General features: G+C 43.3%; 25 protein-coding genes. All 25 read right to left on the reverse strand.

Translation table 11 applies throughout. The features are described from left to right. Position 1 precedes the first annotated feature (1 nt). The 25 genes from Q8R38_06265 to ugpC all read right to left on the reverse strand — a co-directional run bounded on the left by Q8R38_06265 (position 2) and on the right by ugpC (position 26795). Complete coding sequence (locus tag Q8R38_06265; GenBank protein MDP3791628.1) at positions 2–1270, reverse strand: class I SAM-dependent methyltransferase; 1269 nt, start codon at positions 1268–1270, stop codon at positions 2–4. Continuing rightward, entirely contained in the window at positions 1263–2237 is a 975-nt protein-coding gene (locus tag Q8R38_06270) for an SDR family NAD(P)-dependent oxidoreductase (GenBank protein ID MDP3791629.1), read from the reverse strand. The genes Q8R38_06265 and Q8R38_06270 overlap by 8 nt, the downstream gene beginning before the upstream one ends. 1 nt (position 2238) lies before the next feature. Then, complete coding sequence (locus Q8R38_06275; GenBank protein MDP3791630.1) at positions 2239–3306, reverse strand: radical SAM protein; 1068 nt, start codon at positions 3304–3306, stop codon at positions 2239–2241. Continuing rightward, on the reverse strand, positions 3299–4264 hold the full coding sequence (locus Q8R38_06280) for a glycosyltransferase (GenBank protein MDP3791631.1): 966 nt from the start codon (positions 4262–4264) through the stop codon (positions 3299–3301). The genes Q8R38_06275 and Q8R38_06280 overlap by 8 nt, the downstream gene beginning before the upstream one ends. A gap of 5 nt (positions 4265–4269) precedes the next feature. Beyond that, a complete protein-coding gene (locus tag Q8R38_06285) occupies positions 4270–5043 on the reverse strand; it encodes a glycosyltransferase family 2 protein (GenBank protein MDP3791632.1) in 774 nt (257 codons plus the stop codon). Continuing rightward, positions 5004–5771: a sugar nucleotide-binding protein gene (locus tag Q8R38_06290; protein MDP3791633.1), complete on the reverse strand. Its 768-nt coding sequence runs from the start codon at positions 5769–5771 to the stop codon at positions 5004–5006. The genes Q8R38_06285 and Q8R38_06290 overlap by 40 nt, the downstream gene beginning before the upstream one ends. Then, positions 5758–6972: a nucleotide sugar dehydrogenase gene (locus tag Q8R38_06295; protein MDP3791634.1), complete on the reverse strand. Its 1215-nt coding sequence runs from the start codon at positions 6970–6972 to the stop codon at positions 5758–5760. Before Q8R38_06295 ends, Q8R38_06290 begins: the two co-directional genes overlap by 14 nt. Continuing rightward, the gene (locus Q8R38_06300) at positions 6956–7327 is read right to left on the reverse strand and encodes a MarR family EPS-associated transcriptional regulator (GenBank protein MDP3791635.1); all 372 of its coding nucleotides are present in this window, start codon (positions 7325–7327) and stop codon (positions 6956–6958) included. Before Q8R38_06300 ends, Q8R38_06295 begins: the two co-directional genes overlap by 17 nt. Positions 7328–7419: 92 nt before the next feature. Further along, the gene (locus tag Q8R38_06305; protein MDP3791636.1) at positions 7420–8466 is read right to left on the reverse strand and encodes a DUF362 domain-containing protein; all 1047 of its coding nucleotides are present in this window, start codon (positions 8464–8466) and stop codon (positions 7420–7422) included. Beyond that, the gene (locus Q8R38_06310; GenBank protein MDP3791637.1) at positions 8459–8953 is read right to left on the reverse strand and encodes a hypothetical protein; all 495 of its coding nucleotides are present in this window, start codon (positions 8951–8953) and stop codon (positions 8459–8461) included. The genes Q8R38_06305 and Q8R38_06310 overlap by 8 nt, the downstream gene beginning before the upstream one ends. Further along, positions 8937–10043: a DegT/DnrJ/EryC1/StrS family aminotransferase gene (locus Q8R38_06315; protein MDP3791638.1), complete on the reverse strand. Its 1107-nt coding sequence runs from the start codon at positions 10041–10043 to the stop codon at positions 8937–8939. Before Q8R38_06315 ends, Q8R38_06310 begins: the two co-directional genes overlap by 17 nt. Next, positions 10043–11029: an SDR family oxidoreductase gene (locus Q8R38_06320; protein MDP3791639.1), complete on the reverse strand. Its 987-nt coding sequence runs from the start codon at positions 11027–11029 to the stop codon at positions 10043–10045. The genes Q8R38_06315 and Q8R38_06320 overlap by 1 nt, the downstream gene beginning before the upstream one ends. Next, on the reverse strand, positions 11026–12000 hold the full coding sequence (locus Q8R38_06325) for an SDR family oxidoreductase (GenBank protein MDP3791640.1): 975 nt from the start codon (positions 11998–12000) through the stop codon (positions 11026–11028). The genes Q8R38_06320 and Q8R38_06325 overlap by 4 nt, the downstream gene beginning before the upstream one ends. Positions 12001–12004: 4 nt before the next feature. Next, positions 12005–14773 carry a nucleotide sugar dehydrogenase gene (locus Q8R38_06330; protein ID MDP3791641.1) on the reverse strand — a complete coding sequence of 923 codons (2769 nt, stop codon included), beginning with the start codon at positions 14771–14773 and terminating at the stop codon, positions 12005–12007. After that, entirely contained in the window at positions 14766–15674 is a 909-nt protein-coding gene (rfbD, locus tag Q8R38_06335; GenBank protein ID MDP3791642.1) for a dTDP-4-dehydrorhamnose reductase, read from the reverse strand. The genes Q8R38_06330 and rfbD overlap by 8 nt, the downstream gene beginning before the upstream one ends. After that, on the reverse strand, positions 15650–16630 hold the full coding sequence (rfbB, locus tag Q8R38_06340; protein MDP3791643.1) for a dTDP-glucose 4,6-dehydratase: 981 nt from the start codon (positions 16628–16630) through the stop codon (positions 15650–15652). Before rfbB ends, rfbD begins: the two co-directional genes overlap by 25 nt. Continuing rightward, the gene (locus tag Q8R38_06345; protein ID MDP3791644.1) at positions 16627–17349 is read right to left on the reverse strand and encodes a sugar phosphate nucleotidyltransferase; all 723 of its coding nucleotides are present in this window, start codon (positions 17347–17349) and stop codon (positions 16627–16629) included. The genes rfbB and Q8R38_06345 overlap by 4 nt, the downstream gene beginning before the upstream one ends. A gap of 9 nt (positions 17350–17358) precedes the next feature. After that, positions 17359–17805: a dTDP-4-dehydrorhamnose 3,5-epimerase family protein gene (locus tag Q8R38_06350; GenBank protein ID MDP3791645.1), complete on the reverse strand. Its 447-nt coding sequence runs from the start codon at positions 17803–17805 to the stop codon at positions 17359–17361. After that, positions 17798–19099, reverse strand: coding sequence for a UDP-glucose/GDP-mannose dehydrogenase family protein (locus tag Q8R38_06355; GenBank protein MDP3791646.1), 1302 nt, complete (start codon positions 19097–19099; stop codon positions 17798–17800). The genes Q8R38_06350 and Q8R38_06355 overlap by 8 nt, the downstream gene beginning before the upstream one ends. 78 nt (positions 19100–19177) lie before the next feature. Then, on the reverse strand, positions 19178–21457 hold the full coding sequence (locus Q8R38_06360; GenBank protein ID MDP3791647.1) for a hypothetical protein: 2280 nt from the start codon (positions 21455–21457) through the stop codon (positions 19178–19180). After that, positions 21441–22088, reverse strand: coding sequence for a fructose-6-phosphate aldolase (gene fsa, locus Q8R38_06365; GenBank protein MDP3791648.1), 648 nt, complete (start codon positions 22086–22088; stop codon positions 21441–21443). Before fsa ends, Q8R38_06360 begins: the two co-directional genes overlap by 17 nt. Next, positions 22085–23050: an ROK family protein gene (locus Q8R38_06370; protein MDP3791649.1), complete on the reverse strand. Its 966-nt coding sequence runs from the start codon at positions 23048–23050 to the stop codon at positions 22085–22087. Before Q8R38_06370 ends, fsa begins: the two co-directional genes overlap by 4 nt. A gap of 22 nt (positions 23051–23072) precedes the next feature. Further along, complete coding sequence (locus Q8R38_06375; GenBank protein MDP3791650.1) at positions 23073–24272, reverse strand: GGDEF domain-containing protein; 1200 nt, start codon at positions 24270–24272, stop codon at positions 23073–23075. Continuing rightward, positions 24269–25699 carry a sensor domain-containing diguanylate cyclase gene (locus Q8R38_06380; protein ID MDP3791651.1) on the reverse strand — a complete coding sequence of 477 codons (1431 nt, stop codon included), beginning with the start codon at positions 25697–25699 and terminating at the stop codon, positions 24269–24271. Before Q8R38_06380 ends, Q8R38_06375 begins: the two co-directional genes overlap by 4 nt. Further along, entirely contained in the window at positions 25692–26795 is a 1104-nt protein-coding gene (ugpC, locus tag Q8R38_06385; protein ID MDP3791652.1) for a sn-glycerol-3-phosphate ABC transporter ATP-binding protein UgpC, read from the reverse strand. Before ugpC ends, Q8R38_06380 begins: the two co-directional genes overlap by 8 nt. Between the last annotated feature and the right edge of the window lies 1 nt (position 26796).

Below are 26796 nucleotides of genomic sequence, written 5' to 3' on the forward strand. Positions count from 1 at the left end.
ACTAATCTCCTACTATCCTCGGTGATGGCAGCGGTACTATGTACCTTCCCTTAAATCCTTTTTCTCTCAACTTGGGCATTAATTCATCGGCTATGTGCCACGAGAGCAAAAGCGCATATTCCGGCTGGTACTTGAAAAGCAACGATTCTTCCAATATTGGTATAAGTGTCCCGGGCATATATTTGCCGATCTTGTATGAACCCTTGATCTCCAAAACGCAATCCAGTATACCGTCATCGATCCCGGTATAATTTATAAGCGTGCTTGCTCTTGAGGGCGCGCTTATACCATATATCCTTCCGCCATTCTTTTTAATGTCTTTTAATAAAGAGCTTAACTCCAGTTTGGACAATACGACCTTGTCCTTGAACTTCATCAGGCTTTCTTTGCTAAGAACAACCGGGGCCTCTTCCTTCAGGAGCGCGACAACCGTATCCCTCACCTTATATTGCCCCTTCCTTGCCGCATATACTCTTATTGAACCTCCGTGAGTAGGGATGCGCTTGGCATGGAATATCTCCAGGCCGTGCGCCTTAAGAAGATACTGCAGGCTATGCAGCGAATAATAGCGCAGGTGTTCATGGTAGATAGTATCATATTGCAGCGTTTCGATAAGAGGCAAAAGATAGTGTGACTCTGAAATAAATACGCCGTTTTTTGACAATAACCGGAGGATGCATTCTACTATTTCATTGATATCTTCAATATGGGCAAAGACGTTGGTTGCCGTAATAACCTTTGCCTGGCCGCTCTTTGTCAAAATATTCTCTACAACATCTTTTGTAAAGTAATCGATGACGGTAGGTATGCCCCGCTTGATCGCGATCTTGCCGATATCTTCCGGTGTAATGCCGAGAACGTTATGGAGGCCCTTGAAGTTGCTTAAAAGGTTTCCGTCGTTTGAGCCGATATCCACGACCAGGTCGCTTGATTTCAGGTCTATCAGGCCAATGCATTCTTTGTAAAGTTCGGCAAAGTTTTCTCTCAATATTTTGGTCGTGCTACTGGTATAAGGGTATTCCGAAGGAAACAATATACCGGCGTCAACGATGAGGCCGAGCTGTACCAGGCGGCATTTAGCGCAATATAATAACTGAGCAGGGTAACTATTTTCTTCCTTTGGCATTTCACCGATCTTGTGCATCTTATTTACCGGAGGCAGATACCCTAGAAAAAGAATCGGTTCCAGTTTAGGGTTGTCACATATCTGACAACGTTCGACAACAACGCTTGAGCCTGTCTTGAAAGTAAGATTAGCGGTATTATTCAAGTGTGTCCCCCTTATATTGTTTATCGTACCATACGGCCGTAAGATCCAACCCCTTGGCAAAAAAGGTTTTTGGCACATACCCCAGTTTCTTTAATTTCGAAATATCGGGGCAGCGGTGCAACGTTCCCCCTTCAGCCGGCTTGCCCGGCCTGACGATGATCTTCCTGTTAAAATACCTTCCCACTTCCGCGGCTAATTTTTTAATCGTCACCTCTTCCATGGTCCCGATGTTGTAGATGCCCAGATGTTCTCCCTTTTTAATAACCATCATGAGCCCGTCAATAAAATCGTCTATAAAAACAAATGATCGTGTCTCTTGGCCGGTCCCCTGTATGGGGAACTGTATCTGTTTCGAACTGTTTTTTCCGCAAAGCTCTTTCATCCTGAGAATAAACTGCGGGATGACATGTTCTTTGCCCATATCGGGCCCATATACATTATGCGGCCTGAATATAATTACCCTGTCAAAATGCTTCCGTCCGTAATTTATAGCCATGAGCTCGCTGATTATCTTGCCTCCGCCGTAAGAATAGCGCGGGTTAAGCGGATCGGGAATACTCAGCGGCACCTTTTCGTCAGTGGGGATATTCGGCGGCGTCTGATATACTTCCGAACTGGAGGCTACTATTAATTCACGCACGCCCTCTTTGATACATGCGTCTATAATATTGACTATGCCTTTCACTCCGATCTCAAGTACCAGTTCCGGTTTGGTATAGAAAAATTCCGTGCCATTCAAATATGCAAGATGGCATACGGCATCCACTCCCTTACATGCTTCTTGAACAGCTTTTGGTTCACGTATATCTGCCTTGATCACCTCTATTTGAGACGATATATTCTTGAGCCTGTCGAATCCTCCCCTGGAACCGTTATCTAAAACCCTTACCCGGCACCCGTCTTTTAAAAGACTGCGCACGAGGGCACTGCCTATAAAACCCGTTCCGCCGGTTACCAGATATTTCATCTTAAGCCTTCCTTATAAACATCTTCGTTAATTGTGCCGCATTAAAAAGGATGTTAGTCGTAATGGCGCATTCGTAGGTGCAATAGCACTTGGTATCCTTGATAAAGCTCCTGAGCTTTGCCGCCCGGGCAGAACGCCATAGTTTTTTAAAATCATAATCTGCGTCTTTTATATTGCCGATCTTCTTGTCAAGCATTTCGCAGGGGTATAGGTCTCCGGTCTGGGTCATGACACAGCTGATATTTCCTGCTCGGCAGGGGATCACGAATCTATCCTCTTTAAATACGGTGGATATGACCTGTTTCTGCAGCAGTTCTCTGCGCTTGATAAAGGTTTTGCCCAGCAAATTAAAATGCCCGAGATCTCCCGTGGCCCATCCTTCTTTCTGGATCTTTATGAACTCGAAATAATGCTTCAGGTCCACTTCGCCCAGGTCGGTGGAGCGCGGTTTACCTCTTATAAGATTGATCGAAATAGTGTCCGGTTTAACCTCGCTCCTCAGGAACAACGCTAAGGCCCCCATCTCCTTTTGATTTTCTGCGCTGCAGGTAGTAATGGTCGCTACATTCAGATTCTTAAAGTCTTTTTTGAGCTTCTTAAGCTCCCGTACCGTGCCCAGGGCCTTTTCAAACCCGCCCTGAAGGCCCCTGATCCGGTCATGAGTCTCCTTCATACCGTCCAGTGAGACGTATAGTATTACGCGTGAGCCTTTGCATGCCTTGCATATATCGGAAACCGAACGAATGACATGATCCTGCAAAATGCCGTTTGTACATATGGTCAGGAGGTTGAATCTGTTGTTATCATAAAAGATCCTGGCGATCTGGGCGATATCCTCTCTTAAAAAAGGCTCGCCACCGGTCAGGGAGAGCCAGAGCAGTTCACCCATTCCCTGCGAGAGCTTCTCTATCTCTTTTAAGGATAATTCGTCTTTCGGGCCGTGCAGGTTCTCGAGGTAAAAGCAGTGCCTGCACCTGAGGTTGCATCTGGAAGTAATGAAAAAAATGAACTGGAGCGGGTCACCTTTAGAGAAAAATATTCTTGGCAGAAATTTGAGCAGATTAGCCATGAGTACCCCTTTTCAGGATGCCGTAAGACAGCCCGGCAAGGAAAACCGGATAGATCTCGAACAGGACAACGTAAGACCTTAAGCCAAAAAGAAGGCCCCTGGCTTTGACCAGATACGATAAAAAAGGCGCTATCGAAATATTGTATACACCAAAAAACAGCAAAAAAGGGACGAATGTGATCTTGAGCAGGCTGATGGAAAATAAAAGACAAAGGCCCGATAATGCCGCTATCTTAATCGAAAGGGGCCACGCATTATCCTTTACCTTTCCTGAAAAACCTTCGCGTTTTACGTAAAGCCCCACTTCGGCGCTTTTCTTAAGATAGTCTTTTATCAGGCCTAGATGATTATAATATTTCAGATGCGTTACCCTGAGCTTAGGGTCAATTTTACAATGGTAGCCCCCCTTGGCAAGCCTTTTGCCGAGCTCAATATCTTCGTAATAAGACATCTCTTCGTTATATTCCCCGATAGCCTCAAAAACGCTCTTTTTTATGGCAAAGAAAAAAGAACAGGTGATGTCCGTAGGGCTGGACAATCTTTCATATCTGTACACTATGAATAAGTTTTGGAACTGGCTGAAAAAACCGGGCTGAGGGGTATCTTCTGCATATATACCGAAAACCGAGTCCGTACCAGGCGCGGATATCGCATTAATAATTTCCTCCACTGAGTCCGGATTAAGCATGACATCCGCATCAACAAATACAAGGATATCTCCGGAAGCATTTTTTGCCCCGTAGTTCCTTACCTTGGCCGGAGAAATACGCTTTCCGGTCTTGATTATCTTAAACGGATAACTTTGCGCTTTTTGAACAGTGTCATCCGTAGAGCAATCGTCTACCAGTAGAACCTCGAGATCCCCGGCCGTCTGTCTTGATACAGCCGACAGACAGCTCTCGATGCAGCCGGAGGCATTATACATCGGTATAATTACAGATACTTTTTTACCTGACATGATTATTACCCTTTTAACTTAACAGCTGCCGGAACTTTTCTAAGATACGTGGTGATAAACCCGTAAAAATACCAGCGCAAATAATATGGAAGCCACTTAAACAGGCGAAAATGGCTCTTCCCCTTTTCACGCTGATACCAGGAAGACGGCACTTCGGCGATCTTCCAGCACAAACGGTGGCATTTAACTAAAAACTCCAGCGAATATGTAAAACCCTGGCTCGACTCGATCGGGACAGTATCGAGAATCCTTCTGGAGAATAACCTGAAACCGTTGCTGGCATCTTTTATCGGAATGCTTGCCAGCCAATAAAGCGTAAATGAAGCGGAGCGTACCAGGAATGATTTTAGCCAGGGGCAGCCTTTCATACAGCCGCCTTTCATGAAACGGCTGGCGGCAACAATATCATTTCCCTCTTTGAATTTTTCGTACATCCTGTCTATTATCCTGGTATTATCGTTATCGTCCGCCGGGAATACCAATACTGCCGGCGCGTCGCTGGCATTGAATCCCGCGATAACCGCGTTATGCACTCCTCCGGCGTTATTCTTAACGAATATCACCTTATATGGCAGCTCCCTGGCGGCATCTTTAGCCACGGGCAGCGTATTATCATCATCGCGATCGTAACAAATCAAAACGCGGAAAGGCGTGGAAACATCTTTTTTAAGCAGCCTAAAGACTGTCGCAATATTTTCGCCTTCGTTATAAACAGGAATGACTATATCTAATCTATCCATTAGAAGTTTTTTAACAATCCTCGCTCTATTTTTTTCCATTGTCCATAATTTAAAGAAGCGTCCTTTGCAAGATCAAGGCCTATGCTTTTAGATATATCGGTACCCCTGCATGGCCGTAAAGAGGGCTTGAATTCCTTATACCTCTGGTAATCAGATTGCCTTTGACTGCCGATATTTATTGTGCCGATAAATTTACTTTCAAGCAATACCATAATCGCCCTGGCCAGATAGTCTATTGTGACTTTGGATGAATACAGGTCTGTAGCGGAACGGTCAAAGCTAATCTTGCCCGGATTAAAAAAACTGGTACGTATAATACAGAAATTTTTGAGCAAATGCACGGCACACTCGGCGCCAAGCTTCGTCCATCCATAAATATTATATGGAATGGTTTCGTCTTTTTCGGAATAATTACCTTTTGTGCCGGGATATACCCCATCGGTAGAGATCTGTATAAATCTAAAGGGCCTCTTCAATCGCGTCTCCTCGCTTATTACCGCCATCACAAGATTGGCCGTCCCCTTTATATTTGTTTCAATGGCCGCTATCGGATGCTTTTCACATTCGGTCATGCGCGCGAGAGCGGCGCAATGTATGATAGCGTCGAACTTGTGTTTATTAAAATATCCTTCGACTGAAGAATATCTCGTTATATCTAAAAGATCCTTCCCGGGAGTCAAAAAATATCCGCGGACACCTTCTTTTAATATAGCCGTGCCCAGCTGGCCGTAGGCCCCTGTTAGAAGCACCTTCTTATACTTTTGCATTTTTTCTTTCAATTATTCCCCATAAATCGATAACATCTACTTTTTCCGGAATATGTATTTTTTTATAGGCGGAATGAGGAGCCCCGACTATTATCACATCGCAGGATTTTAACAGCTTTTCTTTCGTAACAAAATCCGAATTTTTAGCATATTCATCGGAATAGTAGACCGTCGCTCCGTGAAACCTTAAGATCTTACCGAGTTTATACGAAAGTGAATCTCTTATATCATCAGTATCGGCCTTGAAGGCCATCCCGAGTATGCCTATCATGGTTTTATGCAGGTCGCGCTTTTCCCTTAATTTCTCCACCAAGAAATTAGGCAGGCCCTCATTGATCATCATCGCCGCATGGCCTAAAATAAAATTATTGCTGCTGAATGCGGCCAGCTGCATCGTATCTTTCAGAAGGCAAGGGCCTGCAGCAAAACCTGCTGTCGGCAAGGTCGCCATCCTGCCATACCCTTCGGTCATCGCTTTGCGCACATTGTTATAGTCAACCCCGAAATTCCTGGTGATCATATAGAATTGATTGGTCATGGCAAATTGCATGTATCTCCAGGAATTAGTAAACAGCTTGACCAGCTCCGCCTCTCCCATAGAGGTCTTAATGATCTTGGGCGAAATAACGCCGAACAGTCTCGCGGCCTCATCAACCGCTTCATCGCTCATGCCGGCAACTATCTGGGGCAATTCATTCAATTCTTTAACGGCATATCCCTGGACTATCCGCTCCGGACAATACGCTATGCGCCATCCGGCATTCCGGCCCAATATCTTTAAGACCTGCTGGCAGGTGTGAGGATAGACCGTACTGCGAATGATAATGACCTGTCTTTTGTTCAGATATCTCTTTAATTTAAGAAAAAGCTCCAGAAAGGCGCGTGTCTTCGGGGTGAGGTGTTCGTCTACGGGCGTCCCTATAGCTATGATGACATACCTTCCTTTTGAAACGACCTTTTCATCCAACGATACTTTAAGTTTCTCATTTTTCAGAACTTCTCTTAATATCGGTTCGGCGCCATGCTCCATAAAGGGCATGATGCCTTTTTTTACCATGCCTGCCTTGGCCGGGTCGATATCGCACAGGCACGTCCTAAGGCCCTTGTTGGCCAGCACCAGGCCAAGGGGTAATCCGACATGCCCCAGGCCGCCTATGATCACCACATCGAAAGAAAAGCGCTCATTATCCTTCTTTTTCATCTAAAGAGTCTCCTTTTAGTACGCTACTATTGCCATTGGCGTTAAGACTTTCCCACTCCTGTCTTATCTTGTTATACTCTTCTTCCTTGATCTTCAAAAAAAGGTGCATAAGCCGTATCCTCTCTTCCAGGCCTTTTTTGGTAAGGCTATACTGGATCTTACTGATCTTCCCTGGGTTTTCGGAAAAACTTTTATATTTGACTATGCCCTTTTCGATGAGGGCATTGAGCAGATAATTCGTCTTACCGAGAGATATTCCAAGCTTATCTGAAATATTCCTCTGGGTAATGGCTGAATTACTGTCTATTTCCTTGATTATATGCAGAATTTCTTCTTTTGGGGGATGTTCATTCATTGAACAAAAATTCTACCAGAAGGACTTGATATAATCAACAAAAATCGCTTGTGGCGTTGGTGTCCAGAAGCATCTTTTACTGCTGTATTCACCTATATTTGTGCCAAATACCAGTTCTTTTGTATATTATAGGTCGGGTGCATCATAAAATTCCGCCTGACATCGCTTATAGAGGCCCCTACCATGCCGTTAATAGAATAATCCCCCAGCCCTTCTTCATGCAGATAATAGAGATAACCTATATCCTCTGGCTCAAGCCCCATTAATCTGGCCCCGACCCCGTCCGCTTTCAGGGCATCCGTTGACGCGACCGCCGCATCCAGCTTTACAGGAAAACCGTCTACGGGGCCGTTTCCGTCCATGCAATCAAACGCGTCCAATACCACTAGATCCGGCCAGGTAAGTTTGGCCAGATCGACAATATTTCTATGAATAACCTTTGTAGATCTCATGTACGCAACCGACTTTTTAAAAATAAGGTTTACCAGGCCCGGAAGCCTTCTCCTCATCCAAGCTATGGCAGACGTGGGAATATATGTGAATATAGTTTTGGCGTCGGGCGCACTTGGAGTACGGAGGCCGTGAAGCAGCGACTTGTCTTCCTGCCTGATCAGGCCCGCCATATTTTTTATACCGAATGTAGCTATGGCGTAGTTATGAGTTTTGGGCACCCCTATGGATATCCTGAAGTCAAAGGCGGATAAACGCTTTACGATCCGTATCTTTTCAGGGCCCGCTATAGACATGATCATATGCTCGGAATAATCCGCATGATCTTCAATGCATTCTATACTTACGTTATCGTATTTTTTTATGAGGTCAAAATACCCGAATTTTCTGAAGACTTCATTCGTGGATGTCTTTTCATAATGCGCACTTCCGCTCCCTTCCAGGATAACGAACCGGCTGTGGCGCAGCTCGGCAAAATTACCCAGCAAGAAATCTATTACGGCCTCTACCGCCTCCCGGTGCGTATTAGCAGTTTTATTGTTGGTAGCAGTCAGATTGGGCTTTATTAGTATCTCTTTTTTACTGCGGATCACTTCCAGGTCCGGCTTTATGAGGTCCAGGGATTTTTGTATATTGCCATACCTGCCGGAGCCTTTGACTAAAGAAACTTTTTTAATATAGTTATCCATTGCCGGGCCTATTCTTTTGCACTCGTTCAATCATTAAACACCATCCATAGGCTGAAATTATGGCTATAAAGGGCATCATCGGCACTCGCAGCCTTTCGCAGACATCCCACATAAGGGCGCTTAATAAAGCTATTTTCTGATCTATCTCCAATGTCGCTCTATAAACTATGAAAGCCATAATAAAAGTCATCGCTATCTGCAAAAGGACTACTCCGTCGAGCGGGATCTTCAATATACCGTTAAGAATGGCGAGAAATAGCGGATAACCGGGGGTTCTGAACATTTCATATGTCAATGCTCCATTTTCATTTTGCGTAGCAAAAACACCCTTAGTTGTAAGCATATCAGATAATTTCAAATATCCATAAGAGTCGGGTAATAATTTTCCTTGTGGGGCATGAATTGCGGCAAACAGGAAGAGCGAAAGCTTTATTACTAAAGCTATAGCAATGATAATAAGAATGTAGCGCTTATTTTGAGCCTTCAATGATTTTTTCTACTATAAGTTTCAGCTCTTTGGTTCCCAACTCAGGATATATCGGTATGGAAAAAGTTTGGGAGGCGGCGGATTCAGATTCAGGAATAGCGCCTTTTTTGTAATTTAGGTCTTTGTAACACTCTTGCAGGTGTAACGGAACAGGATAGTAGGTCCGGGCCTCAATACCTGCGTCATTAAGAAATTTTGCTAATTTCTCTGGACTTGGCTTGACCCGCAAAGTGTAAAGATGGTAAGTATGCGTATTATAAGAAGGTGCAAATGGTGCCATAATAGCGCTTATATCTTTCAAATGATCATTATAGTACTGGGCGGCCCTGCGTCGGCCATCCAGCCACTTGTTCAAATATTTGAGCTTTATCCTTAGAATAGCCGCCTGGAGAGCATCGAGGCGGGAATTAGCGCCTATCTCTGAATGAATATATCTTATCGTGCTGCCATGAACGCGCAGCATCTTTATTTTGTCGGCAATTGCCTTATTATTTGTGACAACCATGCCGCCGTCACCGAAACCGCCCAAATTCTTGCTCGGGAAAAAACTTAAAGCTCCCGCATCGCCCATTGATCCAGCCTGCCTGTCTTTATAGGTTGCGCCCATGGCTTGAGCCGTATCTTCGATCACTTTTAAATTATTGATCTTAGCGATTTCTAAAATTCTGTCCATATCGGCACATTGGCCAAACAAGTGCACAGGGATAATCGCCTTAGTGCGTTTGGTTATCTTATCTTCTATCAATTCCGGATTAATGCAGTAAGTCTTCGGGTCGATATCAACAAATATCGGCTTCGCGCCCAATATAGACACCGATTCGGCCGTAGCGAAAAATGTAAATGGAGTTGTAATGACTTCATCGCCGGGGCCTATGCCAAGAGCCTTGAGCGATAATATAAGCGCATCCGTGCCTGAGGCAACGCCTACCGCGTATTTTGTCCCGCAATATACGGCAACTTCGCGTTCGAATGCCTCCACCTCCGGCCCAAGTATAAAATGCTGGCTTCCGACAACTTTCATTAAAGCTGCGTCTATCTCATTTTTTATGCTCTTATACTGCGCTTGCAAATCTAAAATAGGTATCTTCATTACTCTCCCCTAAAATAACTTATCGTCTTCTTCAATCCAGTTTCGAGATCTACTTTTGGTTTCCAATTGAGAAATTTTCTCGCTTTAGTTATATTTGGCCGCCTTACCTTGGGGTCATCCGTTGGCAGCCCTTTAAACACAATCTTGCTCTTGCTTCCGGTCAGCTTGATTATGGTTTTAGCAAGATCTATCAACTTCATCTCATTAGGGTTGCCTATATTCACAGGATCATGTTCTTCTGACATCAATAACCTGTATATGCCATCCACGAGATCCGAAACATAACAAAAACTTCGCGTCTGAGACCCGGTGCCATAAACCGTAATAGCCTTATTATTCAAAGCCTGATTTATAAAATTAGGTATTGCCCTGCCGTCTTTTTCCCTCATTCTCACGCCATAGGTATTGAATATACGGACTATCTTTGTATCTACCTTATGAACACGATGGTAAGCCATGGTAATTGCCTCCGCGAATCTCTTGGCTTCATCGTAAACTCCCCGCGGCCCGACGCTATTAACATTTCCCCAGTAGCTTTCGGGCTGAGGATTCACAAGAGGATCCCCATATACTTCGCTTGTGGATGCCAGTAAAAATCTTGCTTTTTTCACCTTGGCTACACCTAAGGCATTGTGAGTCCCCAAAGAACCGACTTTAAGTGTTTGGATAGGATACTTAAGATAGTCTATAGGGCTTGCGGGAGAGGCGAAGTGCAGGACATAATGAACAGGCCCTTTGATTTTAATGGGCTCGGAAATATTATGTTTCATGAATCTGAAATTTCTGTCTTTAAGCAGATGAGATATGTTGGAGAGCTTGCCGGTTATGAGATTATCAACACAGATGACGTTGTAGCTATTTTTGTTAGAGACAGTCTCCTTCAACGAGTATTCAACTTTTTGGAGACAGTCTCTTCCTAAAAATAATTCGCATAAATGCGAACCTATAAATCCTGCTCCGCCGGTAATTAAAACTGTTTTTCTCATGCAACGCTTTCTTTAGAGACAGTCCCATTCTGGGACAGTCTCTTCAACTTGAACCAATCTATCGTTGACTTAAGCCCCTCTTTAAATCCCACTATCTTTTTCACACCTAACATATTTTTCATCTTACTGATGTCGGCGTAGGTTTTTCTGACATCACCTTGTCTTTTCGGCCCATATACAGGTTTAAGTTTTAATCCCAATATTTTATTTGTTTCTCTTATTATATCCAGTATAGATGTAGTGGACCCACATGCTATATTAAAAACCTCTCCTGATATTTTCGGAACAATGCATGCTCTCAAATTCGCCTCAACCACATTTGCAACATAAGTAAAGTCCCGCGACTGTTTACCGTCCCATTCCGCTATAGGAGATTCGCTTCCCAGCATCTTGGCAAGAATAGCGGGTATGGCCGCGGAATATTTGCTTTCGGGGTTTTGTCTGGGGCCAAAGACATTAAAATATCTTAAGCTGACAGTCTCTAATCCGAAGGTCTTCGCGAATGTAACGCAATAATGTTCCGCCGCCAATTTTGAAACGCCATATGGTGATATGGGCACGGGAAGGTCTGTTTCTTTTTGAGGAAAGCTCTTGGCGTCTCCATATGCTGAACTCGAAGAAGCGTAGACCACTCTTTTTATTCCGGCTTCCTTAGCCACAACTAAAATATTCAGTGTTCCAAATACGTTTGTATCATTTGTGGCAATTGGATCTTCAACCGATTTGGCGACAGAGCGCAACGCCGCCTGGTGAATGACATAATCCATGCCCTTCATCGCATCCTTAACTACAGCCGCATCCCTGATATCGCCTTCGATCAGCTCGATTTTATTTAAAAAAGTTTTAAGATTATCACGATTACCGGTAATAAAGCTATCCAGAACGCGGACTCTTTCCCCGCGCTTAACCAACTCTTCGGTAATATTCGATCCGATAAATCCCGCTCCGCCTGTAACAAGATATTTAGCCATATTTTTATAGTTTTATGATATTTGACCTATTTTTGATACCCTTCAACGCGTTTCTGGTATCGATAATAACTTTTGAATTCTTCGCTATAAACTGGTAGTCAATATTAGAGTGATCGGTTACTATAACAACGCAATCGGCCGAAGCCAACACCTCTTTGGTAAATTTCGCGCGTTTCAAATTAATACCGTCTACTTTAATATATGGAAAATAAGGATCATAATATAAAACGTTCGCCTCATTCCTTTCCAATAGTTCGATTATCTCAAACGCCGGTGACTCTCTCAAATCCTGGACGTCTTTCTTATATGCCACTCCTATAAGCAATACCTTGGCACCTTTAAGCGCTTTCTTCTTTTTATTAAGCGCGCTGATTATCTTTTCCACTACATAGTGCGGCATGCGGCCGTTTATTTCCGACGCTAAATCTATAAATCTCGCTTCAAAACCATGCGCTCTTGCCTTCCACGATAGATACAAAGGATCTATGGGAATGCAATTATGAGTAAGTATGCCATATGATGTTACAAAAGTATTGGTATCCCGCACTTCCATAGAATAGACTTTGCTTGCTTTAGAGTAGGATATGTCTTTAATTTTTGTAGTCGCGAAATTTGTATATAAATTGAAGTTTTTGTTTGGTATTATTTTCCTGCTTTTTTCAAGATAAGACTTAATTCGCCCCGCTTTCTCTCCAAGAAACATGCTTCTCAATCTTTTAAGTTGACCGTACCCGAACATGTTTAACAGATTTTTTCTTTTCTTGAAGCTTGGCATAAAGCCTAAATCCTGTAGTAGAAGCACCATTTGATTAAACAGGGTATCGCTTATTGTGAAATAATTTACTGTGGCCGAATTAAAATTATGCTTATATATTTTCCCGTTCTTACAATAGGCTCTCTTTCCGCTAGAACTGTCTACGCCGCCGTCTCCTCTCAATAACCCCATAATTAGATGAAGCTTCAATTTTTTCGGCAAGAGCATAAATCGCTGAGGAATTTTCATAGAGTAAGAATCAACGCCGCAGCCCAGTATATCTCTTAAGAGGTAACCGAAAATATTTGACGATATCTTAATGCAGGTGCTGTTCCATTTCTTTGAATTATATTCTGAGTAACAGATACCCTTCTCTTTAAGGAACAACCTGATATCGTTAAGGTATTGCGATTCATTCCTGTTAAATGTTAATCTCGTTCTTATAGATTTATCTACCGTTATACAGCCTTCGCTTAAATAATAACCGATAAACCTTAGGAAATCTTCGTCAACATCCATAACCGCCGGAATGCTTTGGTATGAAGGCCCGCGACCTGTACAAAGCATGAGATCTTCTCTATTAACCGGCCAGCTCATCTTGCCTTCCAGCGATAGATATACATTTAACGGAAGATAGCCGGCTTTAAAATAGTCATCCAGACTGGCTTTTGCGCCGGGTGCCGACCTTTGCTTTATTTCTTTCTTAAAATCGCGCCATTCAAAATATGTTCCCTTGACTCTTATACCGCTTACAAAATTCCGCTGTTTTAGAAATTCTATCAAATCTATCCATGAGTCCTCTTTTTTGACAGATTCTTCCGGAAGATTGAGGATAACAGGTATCTCATCGTTTAATTCAAGCTCGTCGGCAAATTTGACGCCCAATTGACCGCCCTTGTTAACTATCATCGGATGCTTGGATGTAACGGATATAGCGCGGCTATCCTGCGTCTTAATATTGATTATATCCCCATTATAGGGCCTTTCCGAAAGCATGCTGACTTCTTTAAAGCATGATCCATTGCCTATCGGGTCATAAGATAGCACCTTTTTAGAAATAGGCCTTATAAATGTTGCCCCTTTAACTCTATGCAGTCTCGAATTTGGGTTTTTCCCCGATTCGCTGACAAAATCAGATATCTTTATAGGCCTGAATCCCGAGGCTTCCTTATCCTTCACGAATATGTATTCATCCTTTGTTAAACAGTGGCCGCCTACGCCGGGCCCTGGATAGAATGGCATAAAGCCATACGGTTTCGTCTTTGCCGCTTCGATGACTTCCCAAATGTTGATGCCGAGCTTATCACACATCAACGCAAGCTCGTTCACAAGGCCCAAATTAACTATCCTGAATGTATTTTCAAGCAGCTTAGTCATCTCTGCTGCCTTAGCCGAAGAGACAGGCATGACTTTATCTATTATTTGATTATATAAAATGGTTCCGATTTGTGTGGAGCTTTCGGATATGCCGCCCAAAACCTTAGGAATATTTGTGACAAAATATTTCGCGTTACCCGGATCTATCCTCTCCGGCGAAAATGCCAGATAAAAATCTTTGCATTCTTTAAGCCCTGTCGATTCTAAAATAGGCAACATAACTTCTTCGGTAGTGCCGGGATATGTGGTAGACTCCAATACGACTATCTGTCCGTGCTTCATGTGCTTCTTTATCATCTGGGTCGCGGAAACTATAAAAGAAACATCCGGCTCTTTGGTCTTTAATAAAGGTGTCGGCACGCATACTATAAAAGCGTCCAATCTTTTGATATTACTCAAATCCGTTGTTACAGTCAGCGAACCGTCTTTCTGTAACGCGACTATCTCCCGGGGCTTTAAGTCCAATATATAAGACTGCCCTTTCTTTAATCTTGCGACACGGTCCTTGTCGACATCTATGCCCCACACCTTAAACCCTTTTTTGGCAAATGCCATGGCAAGCGGCAGCCCTACATAGCCTAAGCCTATCACGCCTATCTTTGCTTTCTTGGTAAGAATTTTATTCTTCAAGGTATCAAACATAATCTTTTAATGCCTCCTGCCAATTGCGCATCCTATAACCTGTAAATTTCATGAACTTTGAATTATCCAATATCGACATCGCCGGACGTTTCGCGGGGGAGTTTAATTCTTTTGAAGATATCGGAAGAACTCTCGTCTTTGATCCCGCCAATTTCAATATTTTTCTGGCATAACTAAACCACGAAACGCTTCCCGAATTCGAAACATGATAAACACCAGCCCACCGCTGCGGTGTAGTCAGCGAAAACAACTTGTCATCGCGGCGGTGCAACAATACGTGTATCGCTTTGCTTAAATCCTTCGTGTACGTCGGCGATCCCACCTGGTCATCAACGACTTTCAAGGCCTTTTCACTCTTTGCCTTCGCAATAATAGTATCCACAAAATTTTTGCCATGCTTACCATAAAGCCAACTGGTGCGAAGAATAAAATATTTTTTAAGCGTATTTCTTATAGATTCTTCGCCTTTCAGCTTTGAATCTCCATATATGCTTAAGGGGTTTACCTTGTCCGTTTCTTTATATAGATTTTTCTTTTTACCGTCGAATACGAAATCGGTGCTGATGTATATTAAAACGGCGTCCGCCTCTTTACAGGCCAACGCGACATTTTTTGCACCTTCGGCGTTTACCTTATACGCCTTTTTCGGATTAAGCTCGCAGCCATCGACATCCGTCATCGCCGCTGTGTGTATAATAATATCGGGATGAAGCTTATTCATAACCTTGGAAATGCTACGTTTATCGGTTATGTCGCACCTTGTGAAGCTGTAAGCTGTAAGCTTTAAGCTATAAGCTAAATCCGCCCCATACACTTGATAGTCTTTTTTCAGCTCCTGACAAAGATCGGTCCCTAGCATTCCGCTCGAGCCTGTAACTAATATTTTATATCTTTTCGGCATTTAATTAATTTCTGCCACCAGGCTGTGTTCTTCTTGTACCACTCTATAGTAAGTTCAAGCGCGTATTTAAAATCATGCTTTGGTTTCCAACCGAGCGCTTTTAGCTTCGTTATATCAAGCGCGTACCTCTTATCATGGCCGGGCCTGTCTTTGACATACTCTATCATGCTTTCATCTTTTCCTAAAAGCGCAAGCATCGCGTGCGTCAATTCGATATTTGTAGTCTCGCCGCCGACACCTATATTATAAATTTCTCCGACTTTCCCCTTATGCATGACAACATCTATGGCCTCGCAATTATCCACTACATAGAGCCAGTCCCGCACATTCATCCCGTCGGCATATAAAGGAATCTTCTTATCCTGCAATAGATTCGTTACAAACAGAGGTATTACTTTTTCCGGATACTGGTACGGCCCGAAATTATTAGAGCTTCTCGTTATGATCACCGGCAAGCCATAAGTAACAAAATAGGACCTTGCTAATAAGTCCGCGCCGGCTTTACTCGCTGAATATGGGCTGTTGGGCTCCAAAGGATCCGTCTCTTTAGAATAACCTTTGGGAATACTTCCATATACCTCATCGGTAGAGATCTGAATATACAATTCCGCCCCGACTTTCTTTACCATTTCCAATAAAGTATATGTACCAAATACATTCGTCTTGATAAAGACCGAAGGGTCTTTTATCGACCTGTCCACATGTGTTTCTGCCGCGAAATTTACTACGCAATCGCTGCCTTTAACCAGCTTTTCAACGACTTTTGCGTCTGTAATGTCACCCTTTACGAATTTATATCGCTTATTCTTTTTAATGTCTTTCAGGTTTTCGAGATTGCCGCAATAGGTGAGATTATCAATATTGGTAATACGATAGTCCTCGTATTTACCTAACATATAACGTATGAAGTTTGAACCGATAAATCCGGCTCCGCCAGTCACAAGTAGTTTTTTCATTTGGTCAATTTCTTCGCTACTAATATATTCGCCCTTAACAGTGAATCGAAAGTTCCCGAATCCGTCCACCAGCCGTCGAGAATATTGTAAGTAAGTTCGCCGCGCCTTATATATTCATTATTAACATCAGTTATCTCGAGCTCGCCGCGCCTGGACGGCTTCAGTGTCTTAGCTATCTCAAATACTTTTGAATCATACATATAGATACCGGTAATGGCGTAATCGGATTTGGGCTTTTTGGGCTTTTCCTCTATAGACACTACATTCTTACCCCTAAACTCGGCGACTCCGAATCTCTCCGGATCCTCAACCTTCTTCAAGAGTATCTTCGCGCCCTTCGGCTGTTTTCTAAAATCTTCTACGGCCTTTTTTATACCCTTTTCGATTATATTGTCACCCAGGATCACCACTATCTTGTCATTGTCGGCAAAGTGTTCGGCAAGTTTCAGCGCCTCGGCTATCCCGCCCTCGCCTTCTTGATAAGTGTAATTTATATGCTTCAGGCCGAAATCCTTGCCATTACCGAGAAGGCGCAGAAATTCTCCCGCATGATTTCCGCCGGTCACTATCAATATATCCTTAATACCGGCATCGACGAGCGTCTGTATGGGATAATAGATCATCGGCTTATTAAAAACAGGCAGTAGATGCTTATTGGAGATCCTCGTCAAAGGATAGAGCCGCTTTCCCAAGCCCCCGGCTAAGATTACGCCTTTCAATCCCATGTATTACTTTCTCCAGTCGTAGTTAATATCATTATCATAAGCATCCAAACGCTCTTCATCCGGTTTTTTGTAATTATAAGGAAGCGTAGGAGTATTGATAACTATAGACTCGCAATCTGCTATGCCCTTAAATCCGTGGTAAACCATTTTGGGGATAGTAACGAGTATCGGGTCATCTGTGGATAATATGAATTCATTAACTTCTTTATAGGTAGGCGATTTTTCCCGCGCGTCGTATAACGCAAGTCTTATCTTGCCGTGCACACAGGCAAAATTATCATTCTGTTTCTGATGAAAATGCCACGCCTTTACCACGCCCGGATAAGTAGTCGTCATATATACTTGCCCGAATTTCTTGAAGACTTTGTCGTCGCAGCGCAAGATTTCCATAAGCCTGCCGCGCTTATCCGGGATAATTTTTAATTTTTTAACTTTAACGCCTTTAATCATGGCCCCTGCCTATCCCCTCGTATCTAAATCCAAGCTTCTTCATCTGGGCCGGATTATAAATATTTCTTCCGTCAACTATAACAGGCTGTCTCATTATTTTCTTTATCTTCTTAAAGTCCAACTCCTTAAATTCATTCCATTCCGTAGCCACAATAATACAATCGCTGTCTTTAGCGGCCTGGTAAGCGTCTTTGCAGAATTCAACGCTCGCCTTCAACCGCTCTTTGGCCTTAGCCATCGCGACAGGATCATACACTTTAACGCGCACACCTTCTTTGAGAAGCGCCTCTATGATCTCCATGGCAGGAGCTTCTCTTAAATCGTCCGTCCCCGGTTTAAAAGACAACCCTAAAACACCGACTGTTTTTTTAGGCAGGTTCCATAATAAAGCTTCTATCTTCTTTATCGCCAGCCTCTTCTGCTCCCTGTTTACATTTTGAACCTCTTTTAGTATGCCGAAATCATAACCTATCTTTCCGGCTATGTGAACAAACGCGTCGAGATCCTTCGGGAAGCATGATCCGCCAAAGCCTATCCCAGCATTTAAAAAATCTTTCGATATCCTTTTGTCGAGCCCCATGCCGCGCGCGACATCCACGATATCCGCGCCGACCTTATCACAGATATTGGCTACAGAGTTTATGAAGGATATCTTTGTCGCAAGAAATGAATTTGAGGCGTGTTTTATCAGTTCCGCGCTCTTTATATTTGTAACGACTATCGGCGCCTTGAGAGGCTTGTATAATTCGGTAAGAATATCCGCGGCCTTTTTAGACTTGACCCCAACGACAACCCTGTCGGGATTCATGAAATCTTCGATAGCGGTCCCCTCTTTTAAAAATTCGGGGTTGGACACTACATCGAATTTTATCTTGCGCTTATTGAATATATTTATGGTATGCTCGACCCACTCGCCTGTATTTACCGGGACGGTGGACTTATCCACAATCAGCTTATAAGAAGACATCGAAAGAGCTATCTCTCGCGCCACATTTTCGACATATGTCATATCCGCGTCGCCGTTATCCTTGGGCGGGGTCGGCACACAGACGAAGATCACTTCAGACTTTTTTACCCCATCTTTTAAACGGCTGGTAAAAGTGATTCGGCCCTCTTTAACATTTCGCTTAACAAGTTCTTCAAGGCCGGGCTCGTAAATAGGCATTATGCCTTTTTTTAGCTTGGAGATCTTGCTTTCGTTATTATCAACACATATAACATCATTGCCAAGATCCGCAAAGCAAGCGCCTGTGACCAAACCTACATAGCCTGAACCTACAATCGTTATATTCATATCGTAACCCCTATATTATAAGCTAAATATTATAGCAAGAAATGTACGGTAGGTCTATAGAAAAAACTAGATTTTACGCTAATAGCCTGCGGAACGTCCGGCAGAAAGCCTCTGACGCTCTATAAAACCGGCATCGCCAGGTTGACCAGCCCTTGTTCTGGAATAGGCCCTACCAACTCCAAGCGGCATTTTAGGAAATGCCTTGAGACGCAACGATACCCAAAATGTCTGGGTTGAGATCGTTTTATTGTCCTCATAAGGCCTATAATCATAGGTAAACTCTAATATCCAACAGTGCAGATCTCTTGAAAGGGTGTACTGATGTTCATCTATATATCCTTTGTCCATATTAAAACGCCAATAAACCCGCGCTTTCCATTTCTCGTTAAACCTGTATATGGCATCGGTAGTTAGATAATTGACTAAATTACCATTTGTGTCCGGGTCGACGGGTATGTCAGAATTAAATGAGTGCTCATATCTATACCCAAAAGCAAGCGACCTATCTTCTTCCTTGCCCCCGACAAAGTCTACGCTCGCAGAATCGGGCAGGCCATACTTTGTATTAATATTCATCTTTGCAAGTGTATATAGCCAAGGATAGGGCGTAAGCTCCAACTGCATAAATACGTATTGAAATTTTTGGTCTTTAAAATCAGAGTCATCATTAAACGCGAAGACGCCCTTTTTGAGCCTGAACTGATAATCTGTCCTTATAATGTAGTCCACAAGATCGACAGACACCCCGTTTCTTTTTGTCTGAAGTTTATTTTCCACCTGGAAGACGATGTTATTCTGCTCTTTTATCGCGTCAATAGCATCAAACTGCGTAAGATTATCCATGCTGACCGTGGGCTGATGGGTATAGAAGTAGCTCACGGTCGGAGTAATTACATGCCTCAGTTTATTTATGTCCAGATCGAGCGCATTGGTATTGATGTCGTATATTTTGTACAATTTCATGGAGCTGTCGAAACCAGCGTCAAATACACCTCTTATAAAATTCGTCTGGCCGTACTTGCCTCTTGAATAAAATGTCTGCCTCGTTCCGGCGAATGGTGTAACATAGAGCGATCTTAAGTATGGTATGGGTTTGGTATTATATAAAAGTTTATTATAAGTATCTACTCTTATGACATTAAGATCTTTGTACTGGCTCGTTTCGGAATGAGGAAAGGTGTGGTTCATATATGTAGGCGTAAAACTTGCGTTATAGTATAATGGCGAGCTTCCGCCATTGTACTTTATATTATACTGCGGTATGTTGACATTAAATTCGGGCAATATTTCGACGACATCATAGTATTTGTCCATTCGCTTGCGTACTAAAAATTCCGTAGTATAACTTTCCTTTGAGGTAATAAATGAGATATAATTATCCGGCACAGGATGCTCTTCCCACTCATTGTAGAAATAATATTTCACCATCCTGTCGTCACGGACCTTCTCAAGCTCCATAGTCATTAAGGTATCGTCCAGGACCTGCCATTTATGCCTTATCTGTAATCTATATTTTCCTTCTTCACGCGTTATAGGCTTGTATGAAAGATACTCATTATTCTCATCGGCATAATAAAAATTGGCTATGCCTTCACCCAGGCCTTCAAGTTTGTAGGAGTTATCTATGCCGACGGCTATGCCGTTCTTCGTCCTGTAATCGAACCTATACCTGCCCTTAAAAATTTCACTGTAATCATATTTCATGGACATAAGCGCGTAATAGCCCCAGTCCCTGTCATGGCCCGGCATTATGGTTATATGAGCCGATTGTTCTTTTATGGGTTGGTAATAATAAGGCAGCCACATAATGGGGCAATTGCCGACATACGCGACTATATTCTTCGCGATAACTTTATCTTCCAGGTATATCTCTACCTTTTTAGCCTCTATCCTGTAATGCGGTTTTTCCAGGTCGCAGGTAGTCATATAACCTTTTTCGATGCCTACCTGGCTCTCCCCAACCTTATCTATCTTCTGCCACTTACCGTAGAATGGGACATAATTTATATAAGCATCTATCGCGGTGCCGGTCCTCTTGTCAAAATTGTAATTTATTTTGTCACCGGTAAAATAAGCGTCTTTCTGCGTTATCTTGACATTGCCTTCGGCTATAGCTTCGCGTGTATCTAAATATACCGTGACCTTCTCGCAGGTTAGCCGCACGTCTTCATAGTCGATAAATATATTTCCCGTTCCCACGACTCTCTTCTGCTCGTGGAAATACTCGACCTTATCGCCGTTGACTACGATGGGCGCTTTTTGCTTAAAGTCCTGCGCGTAGGCAGTTGAGGATAGGACGATCAAGCTGTAGGCCATAAGCTGCAGGCTATAAAATAAATATTTATTTCTTCGGTACACTTTCCCAATCCTTTAAGAATTTCTGTATCCCGATATCTGTAAGCGGGTGTTTTACAAGAGCCATCAACGTCGCATATGGCACAGTAGCTATATCGGCCCCTATCTTAGCGGCGTCAAGTACATGCACGGGATTACGGACGCTGGCGACTATTATTTCGGTCTTAAACCCGTAATTACCAAAGATGGTCTTTATATCGCGTATCAAATCCATCCCGACGATACTTATATCGTCGAGCCGCCCTATAAAAGGGCTTACGTAGGTAGCGCCGGCCTTTGCGGCTAAAAGTGCCTGTGTGGGCGAGAAACATAACGTAAGATTTGTCTTTATGCCTTCTTTTGATAAAATCTTCGTTGCTTTTAGTCCTTCGGGTATCAATGGTATCTTAATTACAATATTTTTGTGTATCTTCGCAAGCGTCCTGGCCTCTTTTATCATTTCATCGGACTTTAAGCTTATGACCTCGGCGCTGATAGGCCCGTCTACGATAGAGCATATCTCTTTTACTACAGATATAAAATCTTTGCCCTCCCTGGCTATCAACGTAGGATTTGTGGTAACTCCGTCGATTATCCCCAGAGAATTCGCCTCTTTGATTTCATTTATGTTCGCCGTATCAATAAATAACTTCATACACCCCTCTCGTATAATACTAACGTCGCGGCGCCGATAACACCGGCGTCATATCCTAACTTTGCCTTCACAACTTTTACCGTCTTTGCCGGCAACTTCATCGCTCTTTCGGATATCGTCCTCTTTATCGAGTCGAACAATATCTTTCCCGCTTCGGCAACCCCGCCGCCTATAACTATCTTCTCTATATTCAAAAGATTAACGACGCCCGCAAGGCCAATGCCTACCTTATTACCGGCGTCAATCCAAACTTGTCTTGCGAATCTATCGCCCTTACGCGCGGCTTCGTCAATCGTTTCAGGGGTGATCTTCGAAAGTTCGCCGCCTACAAGTTTCTTTATGAGCGTCTTCTCGCCTTTTTTGATCCTTGCCTCCACGTCTTTTATTATGTAGCGGTTGCCCACATAGGCTTCAACGCATGCACGGCCTCCGCAATTACATTTCGGGCCGTCGATACCTATCGGCACGTGGCCAAATTCCCCGGCCGCGTAGCTTGAACCGCGATATAGCGAGTTATCCAATATCAATCCTCCGCCGACTCCCGTCCCGAGCGTAATACACAGCATATTCTTAGCGCCTCGCCCTGCCCCAAAACGTAATTCGCCCAGCGCCATGACATTGACATCGTTATCGACAAAGACCGGCACGCCCAATCTCTTCTTTAAGATGTCGCCTAACGCCACTTCGCGCCAATTCGGGATATTCGTAAGGTAGTGGACTGTGCCCGTCCTGATATCTACCGCGCCGGGCGCGCCTATGCCTATGCCTATTAACTCTTTTTTTGTGACAGAATATTCTTTGGTGAGCAGCTTTATTTCTTCTACAAGCTTATCTACGAGGGCGTCTTTACCTTTAAAACTTGCCGTGGAGAATATCCTCTTTGCCTTAAGGCGCGCTGATCGATCCATCAAAGCAAGCCTAATATTCGTACCGCCTATATCTATACCTATTAATAATCGCATAATAATTGTGTTATTATACTATTTAATCTTTGTACTCACAAACAATATTTTTCCCGGAACTCTTGGCCGTATAGAGGGCTTTGTCAGCCTTCTCCACAATATCTTCCATATCGGCCGCGTCATCGGGATATATCGCAAGGCCTGCGCTTACTGTTATCCTCAATTTCTCATCATATGCCTTAAATATGTGCTCCTCTATCTTTTTACGTATTCTCTCCGCCGCAAGCATCGCGCCAATTCTCTCAGTTTCGGGTAAAATAATAGAGAACTCTTCCCCTCCGTATCTTGCCACAAGATCTATCTCCCTGACATTTTCCTTTATTAAATGCGCGATATCCTTTAAAACAACATCGCCCACCAGATGCCCGTGAGTATCATTGCATTTTTTGAAATCATCTATGTCTATCATAAGAAATGTGAATTTAAAACCGTGATTTTTCGACCTGTTTAATTCCTCATTCAGGCGTTCAAAAAAGTATCTGCGTGTATAAAGCCCGGTAAGTGAATCTGTTATCGCCAAGCCTTCGACCGTCTCATACAAAAGCACCTTCTTTATCTCGAGGGCAAACTGCATAGCGACTATAACGAATCTGTCAAAATCTATGCCGGGCAGGTTCTCTATAGTAAGTATTCCGACAAACTTATTTTCACTAAGTAACGGTATCGCGCCGAAACTCCCGCCGCCCGCTTTTGGGATATACACTTCTTTCTTATCATTGTCGAAGAGCGTCAGCATATCGTCGTAATTCGTTTCCGCATCCTCTTGCTTGCAGTTCTCATCCTTATATAATTTATAGACTTTATCTACCTTTATACATCCTTCCACTTCTTTTAAGATAAGAAGTTCGCTCTTTTTGAATACAAAATATTCTTTTAAAAAAGCGCTTAACGCGCCGAATATTTCATTAAATGTAAGGTCGCTAGACATATTCTTCGTTATCTCATAAAGGCTCGATATCATCATCTCTTTGTTGCGCAGGGCATATATACGGCTGTCTTCGCTGGTAATATCTTTTTCCAATTTATTTTTTTCACTGCTGTAATTTTCAAGCTTTAAGCCCGTTTCGCTTTTCAAAATGTTTATGCTATCCCTGTATTCTTTCCAGGTCACGGCGATGCCAAATAATAAGAATGATAGGATGGGTATAAAAAATATTTTATCCGGTATAAAATGAACCAGCGCCGCGAGAAAGACCGCACAGATACATAAGTAAAGCATCATTCTGCGCATACCCTGTTTCTCCCCAATGACTTTGCCTTATATAAACGCTCGTCGGCTATCTTGACCAGGTCCTCTTCCACCGCCGTATCTTTCGGATAAGCCGAAACGCCTATAGAAACGGTTATGCTATGCCTTTCCCTGCGCACGGTAATAGGGTGATCTTCTATCTTTTTTCTTATGCTCTCCGCCTTCTTCTGCGCCTTCCTGATATCGGCACCGGACAAAAATATCGCTATCTCTTCACCGCCGTAACGTGACGCCATATCACCTTCGTGTAATTCACTTGCTATTGTACCGGCAATATATTTTAATACAATATCTCCGGTAGCATGGCCATATTTGTCGTTATACCATTTGAATCGGTCTATATCCAGCATCAGAAGCGCGATAGAGCCGTCCTTCTTCCTGGCGGCGCGTTTTGCCTCCTCATGCAGACGTTTTAGAAAGAAACGCCGCACAGATAGGCCGGTCAGTGAGTCGTGTATAGCAAGATCCTGGACCCATGAATACAGGAAAGCGTTCTGTATGGCAACTGAACCTAATCCCCCCAATATGTCGAGAAGGCGCAGGTCATCCTGCGTATAAAAATTTTCGGTCGGAGAATCCATCCTCAATATACCTATGACCTTATTGCCGCTTAAAAGCGGCACAGCGATAAGTGACTTAAAATATTCTTTGGCTTCTTCCGCTTCTTTGCTAGGGAAGCGAAAATCCTGCATAGAGTCTTCGATTATAAGCGGCGTACCGTGTTTCAACACCCACTTATCAAATATATCTCCGGCCTTCGCTTTCACTTTAAGCGGCCCCTGCGATGCCGAAAGCATAAGCTCCTGTTTCTGCACATCTACGAGGAAAAGCATTATGCGCCCTGATTTTTTTATCGTCACTGTGGATTTTTCTATGATAAGCCTGGCTATCTCCTCTATAGTAAGCGTAGTGGTGAGAGACTCCGCTACATCTTTTAGCATGCTATAGCGAAGTAGTTTTTCCTCAAGATGTTTTGTGTCGATCCTCTTTTTATTAAGTTCGTCAGACAGTATATTGATACCCTCTTCGACTTTTTCCGAATCCAGTCCCGCAAAATACTTTATACTCTTTGTAGCTTTCCAATTTCTGTATCCTATAAGCGCCGTCAAGATAAAGCTCCACGAGAGGAAAGCCGCGCTATAATAACCGCTTTTTAAAACACCTGTCAGCGCGATGAATAAAGAGATGATAGTGATCGCTATGCCTGTGAATATACCGAACCCTATCCATAAAAGAATTATCGGTATGTTAAAACAGAGGACCGCTACAGAAATTACCGAGGAGTCGGGCGAAAGAATGGGGTCTATTTTAGGATGAATTGAAAATAAAAGATGCGATAGGGCGAGGAATACTATTAAAGAAGTAATTCCGAGTATTGAGCGAGTGCTCGGATTAGACAATTGTTATATCCGTATCCTTATCAAAAAAGTGGATTTTGGCCATATCGAATACAAGATCCATGTCCTGATTTATGGTAGGCCGGTCGTGGCCGCCGACCCTCGCTATCAGTGAATTGCGGCCCGTATTAAGATGCAGATAAACCTCCGAACCCATAGGTTCGATAACCTCGCAGTTTGCCTTTATGGTATTTTCGGAAGGAGCGTATGATACGAAGAGTTTATCGTATATATCTTCGGGCCTTATGCCGAATATGACTTCCTTGTTGAGGAAGGATATGATCTTGGGCACCATAGCGTCAACTATCTTGACCTGGAAATTGCCTTCGTTGAAATAAAACTTGCCTTCCTTATTTAATATAGTTCCTTTTATGAAATTCATCGGAGGAGAACCGATAAACCCGGCCACAAATTTATTTACAGGGTTATCATAAAGTCCTATCGGGTCGGCGATCTGCTGGATTATACCGTCTTTCATAACGACTATCCTGTCGCCCATCGTCATGGCTTCGGTCTGGTCATGCGTAACATATATCATCGTGGTCTGAAGACGTATGTGAAGCTTCTTTATCTCGGTCCTCATCTGCACGCGCATCTTGGCGTCGAGATTTGACAGCGGTTCGTCAAAAAGAAACACGAGGGGCTTTCTCACTATGGCTCTTCCCACCGCGACCCTCTGCCTCTGTCCTCCGGATAGTTCCCTGGGCCGCCTGTGAAGGAGTTTTTCTATTCCAAGAATATTAGCGGCCTCTTTTACTCTGGCTTCTATCTCCTGCCTCGGGTATTTTCTTAATTTCAATCCGAACGCCATGTTCTCATAGACCGTCATGTGGGGATAGAGCGCATAATTCTGGAATACCATGGCGATGTTTCTATCTTTGGGCGGGATATCATTGACCTTCTGGTCGCCGATATAGACATTTCCGTTTGTCGCTTCTTCCAATCCGGCTATTATTCTCAATGTGGTAGACTTACCGCATCCGGAAGGCCCTACGAAAACGACAAATTCCTTACTCTCTATGCCCAGATTGATATCGCGTATCGCCCAGACATTACCGGAGAATACCTTGGAAACATTCTGTAAGCTTACCTGTGCCATA

The organism is Candidatus Omnitrophota bacterium (assembly GCA_030695905.1).
GTDB lineage: Bacteria > Omnitrophota > Gorgyraeia > 2-01-FULL-45-10 > 2-01-FULL-45-10 > CAZHPY01.